The organism is Thalassospira lucentensis (assembly GCF_050516545.1).
GTDB classification, from domain to species: Bacteria; Pseudomonadota; Alphaproteobacteria; order Rhodospirillales; family Thalassospiraceae; genus Thalassospira; species Thalassospira lucentensis_C.
The window spans coordinates 195,629-211,995 of record NZ_CP191544.1 but is presented as its reverse complement, the minus strand read 5'-3'; the positions used below and the strand labels follow the sequence as shown (position 1 = coordinate 211,995).

Sequence of the window (16,367 nt, the reverse complement as noted above, 5' to 3'; positions counted from 1 at the left end):
GGTTTGCCTAAATCTGTTGCAAGCCCCCGGATCATTGATCCGGGGGCTTTTCTTTTTGCCCGTCATCAGGCAACAATGGCGTAAGGGTCAGAACATAGCGCATTAATCGGTCCTGACCTTAAGGAAGGAAAATGGGTATGAGCATAGAACTCGAAGAAATTGCCGAATTTCTAAAACAACACCATCCATTTGCCCTGCTCCCCGATGACGTGATTGATGCCCTGCCCAAACGCTTGACCGCGCGGTATTTCCGGGCCGGCACCAAGGTTCTGTCACCCGAAGAACAATGCCTGCATCTTTACATCATCCGAACAGGCGGCACCGAAACCCGTGACCCGAATGGTCAGTTGCTTGCGCGGTTGTCCGAGGGGGAATGTTTTGGTGTGCGTGCGATGTATCGCAACGGCAAGGCCGCCAACAATATCACCACCCTTGAAGACAGCTTATGTTACCTGCTGCCGGAAAAGGATTTTCATGACTTGGCGGGGAAATACCCGCAATTCAATTACTTCTTCGCGCAAATCGGCGGTGATCGCCTGCGCAGCGGGATGCAATTGATTGAAAGCCGCGATGACGACCAGTTAAAACTGATGAGCATCAAGGTCGTTGATCTGATTGCACGTGATCTGGTCAGCATTGATAAATCCGCAACCATCCTTGAAGCTGGCCAATTAATGAGCAAGGAACGGGTTTCCTGCCTGCTCATTACCGAAGGCAGCGATAATATTGCCGGTATCATGACCGACCGTGATTTACGTAACCGCGTTGTCGCCCAGGCACGCAGCTATGACGAACCGGTCACTGCAATCATGACCGCCAAACCGATTTCCATTCATCCCGATGATTATGCCTTTGATGCACTTTTGACCATGACGCGTCACAATGTGCGCCACCTTCCTGTGATGAAGGACGGCAAGGCTGTTGGTATGATCACGACCAATAATTTACTCACCCGCCAGTCCCTGTCAGCGGTCTATATGGCCGGCCGGATCGGCAAATTGACCGACCCCGACGACATGGCAAAGGTCATTGATCAGGTCCCCGAACTTCTCAGCCATTTGATTGAAGCCGGGGCCACGTCGCAAAATGCCGGGCATATCGTAACGACCCTTTCCGATGCCGCAACGGTCAGGTTGCTTCAGCTTGCCGAAGAAAAACTTGGTCCCCCGCCCGTGCCCTATGTCTGGATGGCCGGTGGGTCGCAAGGACGACAGGAACAAACAGCATTGTCGGATCAGGATAACTGTTTGATCCTTGATGATGGTTATGATCCCGAAACACACGGTGCCTATTTCAAGGAACTGGCAGACTATGTTTGTGATGGGTTGCATCGGGTTGGATATGTCTATTGCCCCGGCGACATGATGGCAAAAACCGATCAATGGCGCCAACCGGCAAAAGTCTGGCAAAACTATTTCAACAAATGGATTGAACAGCCTGAACCCAAATCCCTCATGCTGTGTTCGGTCTGGTTCGATCTGCGCCCGATCCACGGCACCAAAACCCTGTTTGAAGACCTGCACCGCATGATCGTTTCAAAGGCCAAGGATAACCGGATTTTTCAGGCCTATATGGTGGGCAATGCGCTTACCCATCATGTGCCGCTGGGCTTCTTTAAAAACTTTGTCATGATCCGGGGCGGCGAACATGACAGCACCCTTGATCTGAAACATAACGGGGTGGTGCCGATTGTTGATTTGGCCCGTATTCATGCGCTTGCCAATGGGGTTGATGCCGTCAACACGTTTGAACGCCTAAATGCAGTCAAATCTTTCCCATCAATTAGCACTCAGGGTGCGTCTGATCTTTTGGATGCCTTTGAATTTGTCAGCATCACCCGTCTGAAACATCAGGTCCGCCAAATCAGGCGTGGCGATGCGCCTGATAACTTCCTGCATCCCGAAAGCTTGTCCGCGTTTGAACGCAGCCACCTGAAAGATGCATTTTCTGTGATCAAGAACCTGCAAAACGCTCTTGAAAACGCCTTTGGCAAAAGCGGGACCTAAGCACAATGGGACTGCGTCAGAAAATCATCGATAGTTCGCTATATCGTGACTTCATCCAACGTAAAGCCACCGGTGCTTTGCGAACCTATTATGATGTCCCGCCTGCAGATCCATCACGCTCGGTCATGGAAACCGAGTTTATTGCGCTTGATCTCGAAACCACCGGCCTTGACCCAAAACGCGACGAGATTGTCAGTCTGGGCTGGGTCATCATCCGCCAGCTTGGCGTCGATTTTTCCAGTTGCGAGCATATTCTGGTTCGCCCGACACAGGAACTCAGTGAAAGCTCGGTGGTTGTTCACCGCATTTTTGACAGTGACGTTGTCAATGCACCAGATATCGCGACCGCTCTTGAACATTTACTGCCCCAGATGGCCGGTCGGGTTTTGATATCCCATCATGCCCCGATCGAGCTTGGCTTTCTCGGACAGGCTTGCAAGCAGTGCTTTGGCGCACCTTTGCAAATTCCAACAGTCGATACCCTTATTCTTGCTCTGCGCGATATCCGTCGCACGGGACATCCGATGAAGCCCGGAGCCCTTAAACTCGACAATTTGCGGCGCAATCACAATCTTCCGCCGTTTCGCGCCCATAACGCATTGTCTGATGCTATTGCGGCCTCCGGGCTGTTTCTGGCCCAAATCGCCAAACGTGATCCGAAAGGCGCACTTGAGCTTAACCGGATACTGCGCTAATCCGTTTATAGGGTGGAAAAAGCCCAACCAAATATAACAAACAACCGGGGGCCGCGGCCGAATGTATGTCTTTATCTTCACGACAGTTGTTGTCGGGTTTGCATCGGCTGGTGTGGTCTTGTTGTTGTTCCGCCTTTGGGGCCGAAAAGCACCGAAATATGTTGTTCCGTTTGTCGCTGCGATTGCGATGTTTTTCTATATGATCTGGGATGAATATAGCTGGTTTGAACGCTATCAAACCCGCCTTCCCGCAACCATTGATGTCGTCCAGACATTTGCCGACGAAAACCCGTTTGCGCCTTGGACATTGATTTCAGCACCGATAAACCGCTTTACCGCAATTGACCGGGATAAATTGATCATCAACCCGGAAAATGTAGATCAAAAGCGTGTCACCACCCTGCTTTTGAAAAAGGGTGGTGAAACATTGGCCCTGACCCATTTGGTTGATTGTGCGCAAGCTAAGCGCGGCTATATCACCCCAGATACCGAACTGGATGGCAACGGCTTTCCAACCAAGATGGATGAATGGTTTGACATCGGCGCCGATGACCCTTTTCGGGCGGCTGTTTGTTCGTAACGAACATATTTAAAAAGTAATCCCGTAAAGCCTGCCACTGGCAGGCTTTCTTTTTGCCATCAAACTATGAGCATCCTCTTTGACCGGGCATGTTTTCGGGTATAGTACATTCGCCTCATCTAATTGGTTTCACAAAGACTAAGAGAACCGAATGCCCCATCTGCTGCGCAAAATCGCCTTGAACATTGTCGTAGCATTCACAGCATTTGGCTGCCTTACCAACATGGCCAATGCCCGAGACATCACCGTTTTTGCCGCCGCCAGCCTGACCGACGCGATCCAAACCGCAGCAACAGCGTATGAACATGAGACAGGTGACCATGTCCTTTTGTCACTTGCCAGTTCTTCGACACTTGCGCGACAGATCGCTGCTGGCGCCCCCGCTGACATCTATATTTCCGCCAATCAAAAATGGATGAGCTGGCTTGAAGACCAAAATCTGATCGTGTCGGGAAGCCGTAACAACCTGCTTTCGAACAGTCTGGTTCTTATTGCCCCGGCAGACAGCCCGATTACGCCAATCGATATTACGACATCCACAGAACTAACCAGCATAATCCAGCCAAAGGATCGCATTGCCATCGGCGACCCCGATCATGTTCCAGCGGGAATTTACGCCAAACAAGCACTGACATCTTTGGGGCAGTGGGACGTCGTTAATCCGCGTCTGGCCCGTGCCGACAATGTTCGCGCCGCCTTGGCACTTGTTGAACGGGGCGAAGCCCCACTTGGTATCGTCTACCGAACGGACGCCGAAATTTCCAAAGCGGTTAAGATAATCGGGACATTCCCCAAAAACAGCCACCCGGCCATTACCTATCCCATCGCACTCATCGGCAATCAGAAATCGCATGCTGCTGGCAAAATGCTGTTGTGGCTTTTGGGGGAAGAGGCCGGAAAGATTTTTTCCGATTATGGCTTTGATCCGATTGCATATACTCAGGCAGGTACATTCACAAAATGATCAATTTGACGCCCGCAGAAATCGACGCACTTCTTCTTAGCTTGCGCATATCGGGCGTTGCTGTTGGTTGTGCCCTGCCCTTTGCCATCATTGTTGCAACGGCCCTTGCCCTTGGTCGGTTTCCCGGTCGGTTCATCCTTGATGCCATTGTCCATCTGCCTCTTATCCTGCCGCCGGTCGTGATGGGCTATTTGCTTTTAATCGGTTTTGGCACCCGTGCGCCCCTTGGCGCATGGCTTTATGAAACCTTTGATATCCGCTTGGTGTTTAGCTGGACCGGGGCTGCCGTCGCATCGGCAATTGTCAGTTTCCCGTTTCAGGTCCGCGCCATTCGGCTCAGCTTGGAAACCATCAATCCCGGACTGTATCAAGCAGCCGAAACATTGGGTGCAGGCAAGATAGACCGGTTCTTTTCGCTGACCCTTCCATTTGCATTGCCCGGCATTATTGCTGGCGTGATCACGGCCTTTGCCGCAAGCCTTGGGGAATTTGGCGCAATCATAACGTTTGTTTCAAACGTGCCGGGCGAAACGCGGACCCTGCCACTTGCCATTTATACTGCCATTCAAACACCGGGTGGTGAATTGGCGGCAGCACGTCTGGCGGCATTATCCATCGGGCTTGCCTTTGCCGGATTGCTTCTGTCTGAAATAGCCATGCGCCACATCCGCAAGAGGGCCACGTCATGAGTATCGGCGTCAATATCCACCACAAGATCAAGAAATTCACCCTTGATGCGGAATTTCATATTCAAGAGCCGGGTATAACTGCCTTGTTTGGCCCGTCAGGCAGTGGAAAGACCACCCTGATCAACATCATCGCCGGACTGGAAAATCCAACACGTGGACATATACAAATCCGCGATCATGTTATTTTCGAACATAATCGCCAGATCAACCTGCCAATCCGCCAGCGTAGAGTTGGTTACGTGTTTCAGGACGCCCGCCTATTCCCGCACAAAACCGTGCGTGACAACCTGTATTTCGGCGCACGGCGCAATGCCAACAAACTGCCGCACGACGAACAGGAAGCCATCATTGAAATGCTGGGTCTGGACCCATTGATGGCCCGCCGCCCCAACAAACTGTCGGGCGGTGAAAAACAGCGTGTTGCCCTTGGTCGTGCACTTCTGGCCAACCCGGATATCCTGTTACTTGATGAACCGCTGTCTGCGCTTGATTACACCCGCAAGGAAGAAATCCTGCCATACTTTGAATGGCTGCGAGACCACCGAAAATTACCCATCCTTTATGTCACCCATTCGATTGACGAAGTTGCCCGGCTTGCCGATCATATTGTGGTGATGGACAAAGGTAAGACACTTGCCAGCGGGACCGTGTTTGAAATGCTTAGTCGAAGCGACTTGCCACCACTTGCTGGCCAGTTTGATGCCGGGACGGTTTTGGCTGCCCGCATCGTCAGCCGCGATCCCAAAGGTGAAGTCAGTTTTCTTGACTGTGGCGGGCAACGTATCGTTGTGCCCTATCTTGGCCGCCCGGCGAACAATGATGTTCGCCTACATATCCGTGCCCGCGATGTCATGATCGCCCGCACGCCGCCAAATGGCATCAGTGCAAATAACATCATCCCGGTAACCATCACAAAAATAACCGATGGAAAGGGCGATACACTTGATGTCGACATGTGTTTCGGACACGACGCAGACGCAGCATTCCTTGCCAAAACAAACGGACGCCCAACACTCCATGCCCGCATCACCCGTTGGTCGGGATCACGCTTGAAACTTGGTCTTCATCAAAAGGTTTATGCCGTGATTAAATCCGTCACCGTCAGCGGCCCACGGCGAGAACTGTAAAACAAAGGGTCCTGAATTCCCTAGACAATCGGCGTGATCAACTCACCCCGATCATCCCAGGCATTAAGGTTGTCAACAACAAGCTGGCCCATGGCATCACGGGTTTCAACTGTGCCACTGGCCGCATGTGGATACAAAATGACATTGTCCAACCCTGCAAAAGCAGGATCGATTTTGGGTTCATTGTAAAAAACGTCAAGCCCGGCCCCTGCAATCACCTTGCGCTGAAGGGCGGCGATCAATGCCGGTTCATCAACAACAGACCCGCGTGCAACATTGATCAAGAACCCGTTTGATCCCAGCGCGGATAGAACCTGTGCATCAATGATGCCCTTGGTCGCATCTCCGCCCGGACAGGACAGCATCAGGATATCTGCCCAATCGGCAAGTTCTATGAGGCTTTCAAAAAACGCATAATCCACCGCTTTGCGGCTGCGCCCGAAATAACCAATCTCGACCCCGCTTGGCGCGGCACGCAATGCAATCTCCTTACCGATCCGGCCCAATCCGACAATGCCAAGCTTCTTGCCCCGCACAGATCGGGTCATGGCCATCGGACCATTTTCAGCCCATTTACCACTGCGTGCCCAGTCATCCCCGTGGACCAATTGACGCAATGTTGCATGCATCAACATAATCGCCGTATCGGCAACATCATCGGTCAGAACGTCCGGTGTGATGGAAACACGAATACCGCGCGCCTGACAGGCATCAAGATCAATCAGATCATAGCCAACGCCGAAACTTGTAATGACTTCAAGGTTTGGCAAACGATCCATCACCTCAGCAGGCAGACCAAACCGTGCGGATGTCACCACAGCTGTAATCTTGCTGCCCATTTCATCGAAAAACGCCGATTTATCTGCGACCTGATCAAGTCGGTGTAAATCATAACGTTCCGCCATCATTGCTGTATACGCCGGACGAACATCAAGCATCGCAAGAACGGATCGGGTCATGGGGCGTCTCTCTTTGGGGCAAAGGGAGTTCAGATTAACCAAGCCAGACTTGTAAAACAAGTTGATAAAATTAATTACAAGATATCAAAAAGAAACACCCCGGCACTGCTTTCACAGATGTCGGGGTGTTTCATGGAAAGAGCACACTGAGTTACAAAACAGCGAAGATCTGAACCTAAACCACGCGGCGCACTTCGGTCAGGAAGTTTCCGATTTCGTTTTTCAGGGTTTCGGATTGCGCCGATAGTTCGTGGGCGGCTTCTGTCAGATCTGCTGCCGCAGCACCGGTTTCCTGTGCGCCATTGGTCACGGTGACAATGTTGCGCGAAACCTCATCCGTTCCAGTCGATGCTTCTTGTACATTGCGCGAAATTTCACTGGTTGCGGCCGATTGTTCCTCGACCGCGGCGGAGACGGAGGTGTTGGCATCATTCACCTGGGAAATGATTGCCGAAATACGATCAATCCCCTCGACGGTCGACGAGGTCGCACCTTGGATATTATCCACATACTCGCTGATTTCGCTGGTGGCCTTGGCCGTCTGACTGGCAAGGTTTTTGACCTCGCCTGCGACAACGGCAAAACCCTTGCCTGCCTCACCCGCACGAGCGGCCTCAATCGTTGCATTCAATGCCAGCAAATTGGTCTGGGATGCGATATCATTGATCAATGCGACAACGGTTGCGATCTGGTTGGCAGCATCAGTCAAATCGCGAACTTGTGACGTCACACGCGCTGATGTTTCGCCAGCTTCATTGGCCACAATGGCCGCATTTGAAACCTGTTGGCTGATTTCCCGAATTGACGCAGACAACTCTTCAGACGCCGATGAAACCGCCTGCACATTGGCAGATGCCTGTTCGGCAGCAGACGCCACCAACATTGATTTTTCCGACGCATCCGATGCGATGGAAGACAAGTTTTCCGATGAACCTGTTAGCTTCGTGGCAGAAGATGAAACAGAATCCACAATGCTGACAACGGATTCTTCGAACAAATCTGCAATCCGGCGGAATTCATTGGCACGGTTTTGCATCATACCCAGCGCGCCATTCACTGTTTTGCTGGCGGTCAGGAAAGTACCCTGCATGCTGGTTTCAATAATCCGACGGTAATAACGATTGTCGCGAACTTTTTCCATACAGGCGACGGATTCCCGCACATAGGCATCGTTACGGTCAATCAGATCATTGATTGCATGAAGCAATTCACCCATATCACCTTTGCATTGAATATTCGTGATCCGTGCTTCAAAGTCGCCGGATGCGGCCCGTTTCACAACCTTGATCGCATTTTTGATCTCGGCATTGTTTGACCCGAACATGACGTTAACCTCCCAAAGACAAGGTGAATTCGTTGAAAGTCTGCTTTTTGGTGGCAAGCGTCTTTTGCAAATCGGCATAGGCATTCGCCAACCCGTCTTTGGGCGAAGAAGATGCCTTCTCTATTTTTTGCAAATGATCGTAAAGCGGGATGATTGTTTGCTTGATGATCTGTTGATTCGGCGCACGGCGGTTACTGTGATAGCCAACAATTTGGCCCCCACTATCGCGACTGGGCGTCATATGTGCTAGCACCCAGTATGCGTCACCATTCTTTGACCTGTTATTCACATAGGCAAAGATTTCGCGGCCATCCTTGATCGAATCCCACGCAGCTTTGAAAACAGTTCGGGGCATTTCAGGATGACGAACGATGTTGTGCTGTACGCCGACACAATCTTTTTCAGCGTATCGAGCGAACTTAAAGAAGGTTCGGTTTCCATATGTGATTTTTCCACTGAGATCGGTTTTGGTCACGATGATCTCATCTGGCTGCATAAACAGCTCAGTGCCTGATAAGACTGTTCCACGACTTTCTGTCATGATGTGTCCCCTTTCTGCCCTAAACTAACCTTGGCAAATTCGAATTTTTATAATTCGAAACTGGGAATATATAGGAGCATCCGATTGTATAGTTGATGCAGGTCAATAGACAAAAATATACCTAAAGCTAGAAATTCCAGATACCATCTCAATCTATGGTCAATATTTTATATCGATGAAAGCCCACACGATTTTGTTGGAATTTTGCGTATCAATCCATGTCTGGCACAGACTGCTTTGCGCAATATCTTATAAAAAAACACCTTTCCTGATATGTTGGCAGTTAAAGTTCTCGTTGCAATCCCAATTTATAGAACTGTGGCCACAACAGCTGACAATGGATCCTGTTACGGACGGCCGAGAGGGAAATTGCGATTGATGCCAACTTTTTTCGTATCTGGCACAGATAACAGACAGCGTTCCGTGCTTTTCGTAAGCTTGCTTTTGATCGGATTGGCCTGCATTGGGCTGACGACATTTTATGAAAGCACGCTGAATCGTGAGGTCCGCGAAGAGACTGACCGCGCCTTATCCCGCTTGGCCGGTCATGGTCGAACCATCCTTCTGAACGATATTGGTCAATATCGCGATAACCTGTACTTCCTTCACGCGACCCCACCGATTTCCGGCATCACGCGCGCAGCCGCCAATGATGGAATAGACCCATTTGATGGCACCCGTTTCGTGCAGTGGAAGAATCGGTTAGAAACAATTTTTGTTTCGATGCTGCAAAACAATCAGGAGATTGATCAGCTCCGTGTCATCCAAACCAATGACACGGGCACAGAATTGATCCGTGTCGACCGGCTCAGTGGCAAGATCGATGTCATCGAAGATCAGTGGTTACAGGAGAAATCCGCCAGCGACTATTATCAAGCATCCGCCGACTTACACCCCGGCGAGCTTTATCTATCGCGCATCAATCTTAATCGGGAATTTGGGCGTATCGAGTACCCGATCCGCCCGACCATCCGTCTGGCAACGCCTATCTTTTATGATGATGGTAGCCGATTTGGATTTTTGATCATGAATGTTAACGCCTCCGTCCTTCTGGACCGCTTCCGTTCAGAAACCGAAGGACAGTTTGACATGTTTCTGACTGATAATGACGGGTATTATATTGATCACCCTAAGGCAAGCTACCGCTTTAGCCGGGACTTGACGCCTGAACATAACTGGCTTTCGGATTATTCAGTGCCGGAAAGCGAAGATGCAATAGCAACAAATACAGCAACCAAACAGACATTTGTCTTTCATCATGTCACCGCACAATATGCCGCAGACCCATCATCAACGATGCACATATATGCTGCGGCCCCCAGTGACTGGGTTGCCAACCACTTATGGAACCGACGGCTTGCCACATACGGTTTCACAAGCTTTGTTCTGCTGATTTTGTTGAGTACTCTGGCCGTGTTTATGCGCAGCTATCGCAACAGTGTTCGTCTTTCTGCTGCGCGGGCTGAATATGAAGCCATCATCAATGGATCTTCTGACGCAGTCATTGGCCTTGAACTTCAGGGACGAATTACGACGTGCAATGATGCCGCAGTTTCTTTGCTGCATCGGTCACGTAATGACGCAATTGGGCAAAACATCTCTGATATCGGTCAGTTTTCATCCCTTGATTTCATGCAAAAAATTGACAAGGTCCGTGAAACCAAATCTTCCTTGTCCATGGAAACCACGTTGTCAGAATCTGATAACAAAGAAGTCGATCTGGCGGTTACCTTCTCTCCAATCATTCTCGAAAACAAAGAACTGGCTGGCATTGCCGTCATTGTCAGAGACATCACACAGGAAAAATCCGCTGAACGGCAAATTCTTCAGGCAAATGCCAAGCTGGAAGCTGAAGTCGCCAAACGTACAGAAGAACTTGCCAAGGCTCACAAAAAGGCAATGCATGCCAGCGACATGAAAAGCACTTTCATTTCCCATGTCAGCCATGAAATGCGTACACCATTAAATGGCATAAGTGGCAGCCTTAATCTGATCAGACATGACCCTCTAAGCGACAATCAGCAAAAATACCTTGCGATGGCCGAAACGAGCAGCTCAACACTTGCCACTTTGATCAATGACATCCTTGATCTGTCAAAAATAGAGGCTGGCAAACTTGACTTTGAACACCGCGCGTTCAATCCAATTGTGCTTTTTGAAACCGTGGCACAATCATCTTCTATTCGTGCTCAAGAAAAGAAAATTGACCTGATCCTTGATACGACCAAACTGCGACATGACAGACTTTATGGTGATGCAAATCGTCTAAAACAGGTTTTGAATAATCTGATCAGCAATGCGATGAAATTCACATCAAACGGGTATGTCGCCATTTCGGCGGAAAGCCAGATTGAAGGAGATCAGATTCGCCTTGATGTGCGCATCGAAGATAGCGGCATAGGCATTGCCAAGAAAAACAAACACAAGTTGTTCTCGGCATTCTCACAAGAAGACAGTTCGGTTTCAGCGAACTTTGGCGGGACGGGACTTGGATTATCCATCAGCAAACAGCTTTGCAACCTGATGAATGGCGATATCAGCTTTGAGTCCGAAAAAGGTGTCGGTAGCACATTCTTCTTTCATCTCTGTTTTGACATGAAAGATGCCTCTCTTCGCGAACAGTCCCATGCCCTTTCTGACATGAAAGTCTTGATTCTAATGGATCAGGCAAAGGCCCGCGATTTTGCAGCCAACATTGTCCACTCACTGGGCGGAGAGGTTACCGATCAAAGCGTGGATGACATCGGCAAAAACAGCGATATCCCGGCACCGGATATGATCATCACAGATCGCATAAACGGTCGCCTGACAAAGCTTTGCGCCCAAATTGAAAAGAACAATCCGACAGACCAGACCCTCCCGGCACTGTGCGTGATCAAAGCACTTGATCAGACAAAACCCGCCTATAAGGGAAAAGTCTGTGTGGTGACATCGCCCCTGACCCAGACCAGTTTGGCCACACGAACATCAAATTTAACTCAAATGACAGAGACTCAATCCCCGACTCACCCTATCGATATCGCCACCACATCCAAACCATCTGACAAATCCGGCTCATCTCCGAAGCTTGATCAGATCAATATTTTGATTGTCGATGACAACGATATCAATCTTGCGGTCGCACAAGGATTATTGACCGTCACCAAAGCCAACACCCAGACCGCCCATAACGGCATTGAGGCAATCGAAACGCTGCGGCAAACCTCAGATGCTGGAAACCATTATCATTGCATCCTCATGGATTGCCAAATGCCCGGAATGGATGGATATGAAACCACCAACGCCATCCGAAGTGGTAAAGTAGCCCTGGAAATTTCCGACATTCCAATCATTGCCATGACTGCCAGTGCGATGTCTGGTGAACGTGAAAAATGCCTTGCTGCGGGGATGTCGGACTACATCACCAAACCGATACAGGCTGACATTCTGATTGAACGCGTCACGCACTGGGTCCAAATACGTCAGGACCAATTGGCCGACGGGTAACACAGCTATCCTATGATCAAATCAAGCTCAGCCCTAGTAAAACGGTCCATTCCTGATCCTTGGAATGGACCGTTCTTCATTATATTGCACATCTGCCAAAACCCAGGTTGCTGACCACCAACTTTATTCCGCCAATTCGCGCATCACCGAAATCAAATCGGATTTTCCTTCAAAGCCAATGCCGGGCAATTCAGGCATGGTGATATAGCCATCCTCGACCTTTACACTGTCAGGGAAGCCGCCATAGGGTTGGAACAGGTCGGGATAGCTTTCGTTGCCACCCAAACCCAATCCAGCGGCAATATTTAGTGACATTTGATGCCCACCATGTGGAATGCAGCGTTTGGGTGACCAGCCATGGGTTTTCAGCACATCTAACGTGCGCAGATATTCAACGAGCCCATAGGAAAGCGCGCAATCAAACTGCAGCCAATCGCGATCCGGACGCATCCCGCCATATCGTAAAAGGTTCTTGGCATCCTGATGGGAAAACAGGTTTTCGCCTGTCGCCATTGCACCGGGGTAAAAATCCGCAAGAGCTGCCTGCAACTGATAATCTAACGGATCACCCGCCTCTTCATACCAGAACAACGGATACTCGCGCAGCATCTTGGCATAGGCAATTGCGGCTTCAAGATCAAAGCGCCCATTGGCATCAACAGCAAGCTGTGCCTCGCTTCCAATCTCATCAAGCACCGCTTCTATGCGCGCCCGATCATCATCAATCGAGGCCCCGCCGATTTTCATCTTTACCACGGTATAGCCGCGATTAAGGTATCCGCGCATTTCTGCACGCAAGGCCAATAAATCCTTGTCTGGATAGTAATATCCGCCCGCTGCATAAACAAAAACCTTTGGGTTGGCTTGCCCGCCATAGGTACCGGCCAGCAGATGGAACAATGGCTTTTCGGCAATCTTGGCAACCGCATCCCAGACCGCCATATCCACGGTCCCCACCGCAACGGATCGTTCCCCGTGACCACCGGGCTTTTCATTCTGCATCAAGGTGGCCCAAATCCGATGTGGATCAAGGTTATCCCCGGCATCGTTCAAAAGTGATGCTGGGTCTGCTGCAAGAACGCGATCGCGAAACCGCTCGCGGATCAGTCCGCCCTGCCCATACCGCCCGTTGGAATTAAACCCATAACCCACCACCCGACGCCCATCACGAACCACATCGGTTACGACGGCAACCAGACTGGCTGTCATTTTCGAAAAATCGATATAGGCGTTCCGAATGGGCGAGGCAATCGGCTTGGTCACCTCGACGATATCGACAATTTGCATAACCGTATCCTTAGAACAAAATCACATGAATTGCTTATCTTGCCTAAGAATAAAGCTTGCCAACGTTACATATCCAATGTGAACTCCGACTATGTTCATACTGAATTGGCATAACCATTATGGAACTGCGTTGGATTGAAGATTTTGTCGCACTAAGCGAGACGCTTAATTTTTCACGCGCGGCAGAACAGCGAAACATCACACAACCGGCCTTTAGCCGCCGTATCCGCGCGCTTGAAAGCTGGATTGGGGCCAAATTGGTCGAACGCACCACCCATTCGGTTGCCTTGACACCATCCGGGCAGCATTTCCTTGCCCATGCCCGTGCGGTTTGCTTTTCACTGAACCAGGCCAAACGCGAAGCCTGCGAACTTGCAAAATCTACACATGGATCATTGAATATCGCAGCCACCCACGCGCTTTCTTTTACCTTCATCCCCGAATGGCTTAGGCAGCAGAATGAAGTCATGTCTCTGGGCCCGTTAAATCTGGTGTCTGACAGCATGCAGGCCTGTGAAAACCTGATGCAAAAGGGCGAGATCGATTTTTTGATTGCCCATGCCCATCCCGACGCACCGTCGGAACTGCAACCACCACTGTTCCAAAGCCGGGTCATTGGCCATGATCAGCTTATTGCCATGATCAGCCCATTCTTGGCGTCACAGATCAAAACCGCAAAACAGCCCGCACCCTACCTTGCCTACAGCCAAGAATCCGGCCTTGGCAGGATCATTGATGCAACCTGCAAACACGTCAGCACAAATCGCTTGGCCAAGGCGGGCTTCACATCCCATCTTGCCGCGACGTTGCTTTCAATGACAAAAAGTGGTGCAGGTGTCGCATGGCTCCCCGAAAGCCTTGCCGGGCGCGACCGCGATACCGGGCAGTTGGAAATCTTTGATCCAAAATACCCGGCGATCACGCTTGAAATCCGCATCAGTCGACCCCGACGAAGACTAAGCAAAATCGCCGAAGAACTTTGGTCTTCCTTGTTCTGATCTTGTTTGAAACGATGAAAATGTCTCCATGCTACTACTGGCATCAGAGATGACATTGACCAAGAAGACGCGGCACGTTACTCAAGCTTCAAAGAGCTTGGAACCGAAGGCACTAAAAAATGCCCGTACGATCAGACCGCACTTGGATAAGCAAGTTTCCAATAAAGCTACAACACGCAACATTTTAACGATTCTGCTCTGAAAGAGATTGAGCAGCAGCCTGAACCAATCCTACCTGACGAGACAAATGCCTTTCCAGCAAAGGCCCTGCACATAGGCAAAGGAAAAGACCAAGTTGTTTTCTCAATCAATCCAAAATTTTACACGAGAAACACTATTAGATCACAGTAAGTATCTGCTATATTTGGTCGATATTCTGACAGGCAATTTTTACTATAGCCCACACCTGTCTGACATTCGTGCATTGCGCATAGTGAATCACTGCCCGTTAGGATTTTCGCCCCGTGACCCCCTTGCATTCCGATCAACATGTTCAAACCGGCACCCTCTCAAACATTGTTTATGAACGCATCTTGACGATGATCATTAACAAAGAACTATTGGTTGGTTCGAAACTGCCCACCGAACATGTTTTAAGTGAAAAAATGGAAGTGTCACGCCCGGTTCTGCGACAAGCACTTAAACAATTGCGTGAAGATGGCGTTATCGTCTCACGACGTGGATCTGGATCGTACGTCACGCGCAAACCCGAAAGTGCGGCAATGGACTTTGCCCCGGCTGGTTCACTTGCGGATATCCAGAAATCATTTGAATTCCGAGCCGCGATTGAAAGCGAAGCAGCCTTTCTTGCGGCTGAACGCAGAAGCGAGCGCGATATTCAACACATCACGTCCCTGATCAAGGCGCTCGACATTTGCGCCCAAAATGGTGAATTGGGAACTGATCTTGACGAAGAGCTTCACGAGGCCATTTGCCTTGCATCTGGCAACACCTATTTCGTCAAGGCCCGTTCATCCATCAAGACCAATATCCTTACCGGGATGAATTTGACCCGTAGCCTTTCGCTAACCAAACCCAAAGCTCGCCTTGAAACCGTTCAAGCAGAGCATTACGCAATCGTTGATGCCCTGAAACGTCGTGATAAGGAAGGTGCCCGGATCGCCATGAGAACGCATCTGGAAAAAGCCCGTATTCGCGTCTTTGAAAGCGAAAGAAAGAACGACGACCTACTTAGCTAAGGTTAGCTGCCACATAATGCCAACGTTGCAAGTCGCGTTCACATCTTTGGGATTATTCTGCTTCTTTGGGCTTTTTATTCCAGCCATGTGCATCCATAAAATCTTCGCGCCGTGGAGTGAATGCATCAAGCAAGATTCCTGCTTCCAGACAAAGGCATTTATGGAACGCATGTGGCGGGATCAACATGGCATCGCCGGGATTGAGTATTTTGGTTTCATCCCCAACGGTGAACTGAAAAGATCCTGAAGATACATAGGTTGTCTGGGTATGGGGATGGTTATGCCAAAGACCCTGACCGTCTTTTTCAAACCGAAATTCGACCATCATCAGTTCTTCATTCTCACACAGAATGCGCCGCTGAGCACCCGGACCTGAAGTCATCCATTCTGACGGACTATCTGAATTAACAATCATGCCTTCTCTCTTAGCTGTTTGTAAAATAATGGCAGAAGCAAACAATTACATGCTGTTCAAAAAATGGCCCGGCGAACCCGCCGGGCCAGTTAGGGTC

General features: G+C 50.0%; 14 protein-coding genes. 9 read left to right on the top strand and 5 right to left on the bottom strand.

All coding sequences use genetic code 11. The features are described from left to right. Positions 1 to 137 precede the first annotated feature (137 nt). From ACQ0MK_RS00900 to modC, 6 genes are all read left to right on the top strand, one after another. Positions 138 to 2,006 carry a DUF294 nucleotidyltransferase-like domain-containing protein gene (locus ACQ0MK_RS00900; RefSeq protein WP_430474429.1) on the top strand — a complete coding sequence of 623 codons (1,869 nt, stop codon included), beginning with the start codon at positions 138 to 140 and terminating at the stop codon, positions 2,004 to 2,006. A 5-nt stretch (positions 2,007 to 2,011) separates the two neighbouring features. Continuing rightward, positions 2,012 to 2,701, top strand: a complete 690-nt coding sequence (locus tag ACQ0MK_RS00895; RefSeq protein WP_430474428.1) for an exonuclease domain-containing protein — start codon at positions 2,012 to 2,014, stop codon at positions 2,699 to 2,701. 61 nt (positions 2,702 to 2,762) lie between these two features. Further along, the gene (locus ACQ0MK_RS00890) at positions 2,763 to 3,281 is read left to right on the top strand and encodes a hypothetical protein (protein ID WP_430474427.1); all 519 of its coding nucleotides are present in this window, start codon (positions 2,763 to 2,765) and stop codon (positions 3,279 to 3,281) included. Positions 3,282 to 3,432: 151 nt separating this feature from the next. Further along, a complete protein-coding gene (modA, locus tag ACQ0MK_RS00885; protein WP_430474426.1) occupies positions 3,433 to 4,245 on the top strand; it encodes a molybdate ABC transporter substrate-binding protein in 813 nt (270 codons plus the stop codon). Continuing rightward, positions 4,242 to 4,934: a molybdate ABC transporter permease subunit gene (gene modB, locus ACQ0MK_RS00880; protein ID WP_430474425.1), complete on the top strand. Its 693-nt coding sequence runs from the start codon at positions 4,242 to 4,244 to the stop codon at positions 4,932 to 4,934. The genes modA and modB overlap by 4 nt, the downstream gene beginning before the upstream one ends. After that, a complete protein-coding gene (modC, locus tag ACQ0MK_RS00875; RefSeq protein ID WP_430474424.1) occupies positions 4,931 to 6,061 on the top strand; it encodes a molybdenum ABC transporter ATP-binding protein in 1,131 nt (376 codons plus the stop codon). The genes modB and modC overlap by 4 nt, the downstream gene beginning before the upstream one ends. Before the next feature lie 20 nt (positions 6,062 to 6,081). On the opposite strand, the gene ACQ0MK_RS00870 is transcribed toward modC, so the two are convergent. The 3 genes from ACQ0MK_RS00870 to ACQ0MK_RS00860 form a co-directional block, all read right to left on the bottom strand. After that, positions 6,082 to 7,020 carry a 2-hydroxyacid dehydrogenase gene (locus ACQ0MK_RS00870; protein ID WP_430474423.1) on the bottom strand — a complete coding sequence of 313 codons (939 nt, stop codon included), beginning with the start codon at positions 7,018 to 7,020 and terminating at the stop codon, positions 6,082 to 6,084. Positions 7,021 to 7,195: 175 nt separating this feature from the next. After that, a complete protein-coding gene (locus tag ACQ0MK_RS00865; protein WP_430474422.1) occupies positions 7,196 to 8,344 on the bottom strand; it encodes a methyl-accepting chemotaxis protein in 1,149 nt (382 codons plus the stop codon). A gap of 4 nt (positions 8,345 to 8,348) precedes the next feature. Then, positions 8,349 to 8,885, bottom strand: a complete 537-nt coding sequence (locus tag ACQ0MK_RS00860; protein ID WP_430474421.1) for a PAS domain-containing protein — start codon at positions 8,883 to 8,885, stop codon at positions 8,349 to 8,351. Between the two features lie 423 nt (positions 8,886 to 9,308). Here ACQ0MK_RS00860 and ACQ0MK_RS00855 point away from each other — a divergent pair, with 423 nt between their 5' ends. Beyond that, positions 9,309 to 12,371 (top strand): ATP-binding protein, encoded by a 3,063-nt coding sequence (locus ACQ0MK_RS00855; protein WP_430474420.1) that lies wholly within the window; start codon positions 9,309 to 9,311, stop codon positions 12,369 to 12,371. 123 nt (positions 12,372 to 12,494) lie between these two features. On the opposite strand, the gene ACQ0MK_RS00850 is transcribed toward ACQ0MK_RS00855, so the two are convergent. Continuing rightward, positions 12,495 to 13,658 (bottom strand): mandelate racemase/muconate lactonizing enzyme family protein, encoded by a 1,164-nt coding sequence (locus ACQ0MK_RS00850; protein WP_430474419.1) that lies wholly within the window; start codon positions 13,656 to 13,658, stop codon positions 12,495 to 12,497. A gap of 119 nt (positions 13,659 to 13,777) precedes the next feature. Here ACQ0MK_RS00850 and ACQ0MK_RS00845 point away from each other — a divergent pair, with 119 nt between their 5' ends. After that, positions 13,778 to 14,656: a LysR family transcriptional regulator gene (locus ACQ0MK_RS00845; RefSeq protein ID WP_430474418.1), complete on the top strand. Its 879-nt coding sequence runs from the start codon at positions 13,778 to 13,780 to the stop codon at positions 14,654 to 14,656. 464 nt (positions 14,657 to 15,120) lie between these two features. Then, positions 15,121 to 15,855 (top strand): FadR/GntR family transcriptional regulator, encoded by a 735-nt coding sequence (locus tag ACQ0MK_RS00840; protein WP_430474417.1) that lies wholly within the window; start codon positions 15,121 to 15,123, stop codon positions 15,853 to 15,855. 52 nt (positions 15,856 to 15,907) lie between these two features. On the opposite strand, the gene ACQ0MK_RS00835 is transcribed toward ACQ0MK_RS00840, so the two are convergent. Further along, positions 15,908 to 16,315, bottom strand: coding sequence for a cupin domain-containing protein (locus tag ACQ0MK_RS00835; protein ID WP_430474416.1), 408 nt, complete (start codon positions 16,313 to 16,315; stop codon positions 15,908 to 15,910). Positions 16,316 to 16,367: the final 52 nt, after the last annotated feature.

Coding starts and splice junctions, on each gene's coding strand:
- ACQ0MK_RS00900 (WP_430474429.1), top strand. CDS start 138: ATGAGCATAGAACTCGAAGAAATTGCCGAATTTCTAAAACAACACCAT.
- ACQ0MK_RS00895 (WP_430474428.1), top strand. CDS start 2,012: ATGGGACTGCGTCAGAAAATCATCGATAGTTCGCTATATCGTGACTTC.
- ACQ0MK_RS00890 (WP_430474427.1), top strand. CDS start 2,763: ATGTATGTCTTTATCTTCACGACAGTTGTTGTCGGGTTTGCATCGGCT.
- modA (WP_430474426.1), top strand. CDS start 3,433: ATGCCCCATCTGCTGCGCAAAATCGCCTTGAACATTGTCGTAGCATTC.
- modB (WP_430474425.1), top strand. CDS start 4,242: ATGATCAATTTGACGCCCGCAGAAATCGACGCACTTCTTCTTAGCTTG.
- modC (WP_430474424.1), top strand. CDS start 4,931: ATGAGTATCGGCGTCAATATCCACCACAAGATCAAGAAATTCACCCTT.
- ACQ0MK_RS00870 (WP_430474423.1), bottom strand. CDS start 7,020: ATGACCCGATCCGTTCTTGCGATGCTTGATGTTCGTCCGGCGTATACA.
- ACQ0MK_RS00865 (WP_430474422.1), bottom strand. CDS start 8,344: ATGTTCGGGTCAAACAATGCCGAGATCAAAAATGCGATCAAGGTTGTG.
- ACQ0MK_RS00860 (WP_430474421.1), bottom strand. CDS start 8,885: ATGACAGAAAGTCGTGGAACAGTCTTATCAGGCACTGAGCTGTTTATG.
- ACQ0MK_RS00850 (WP_430474419.1), bottom strand. CDS start 13,658: ATGCAAATTGTCGATATCGTCGAGGTGACCAAGCCGATTGCCTCGCCC.
- ACQ0MK_RS00845 (WP_430474418.1), top strand. CDS start 13,778: ATGGAACTGCGTTGGATTGAAGATTTTGTCGCACTAAGCGAGACGCTT.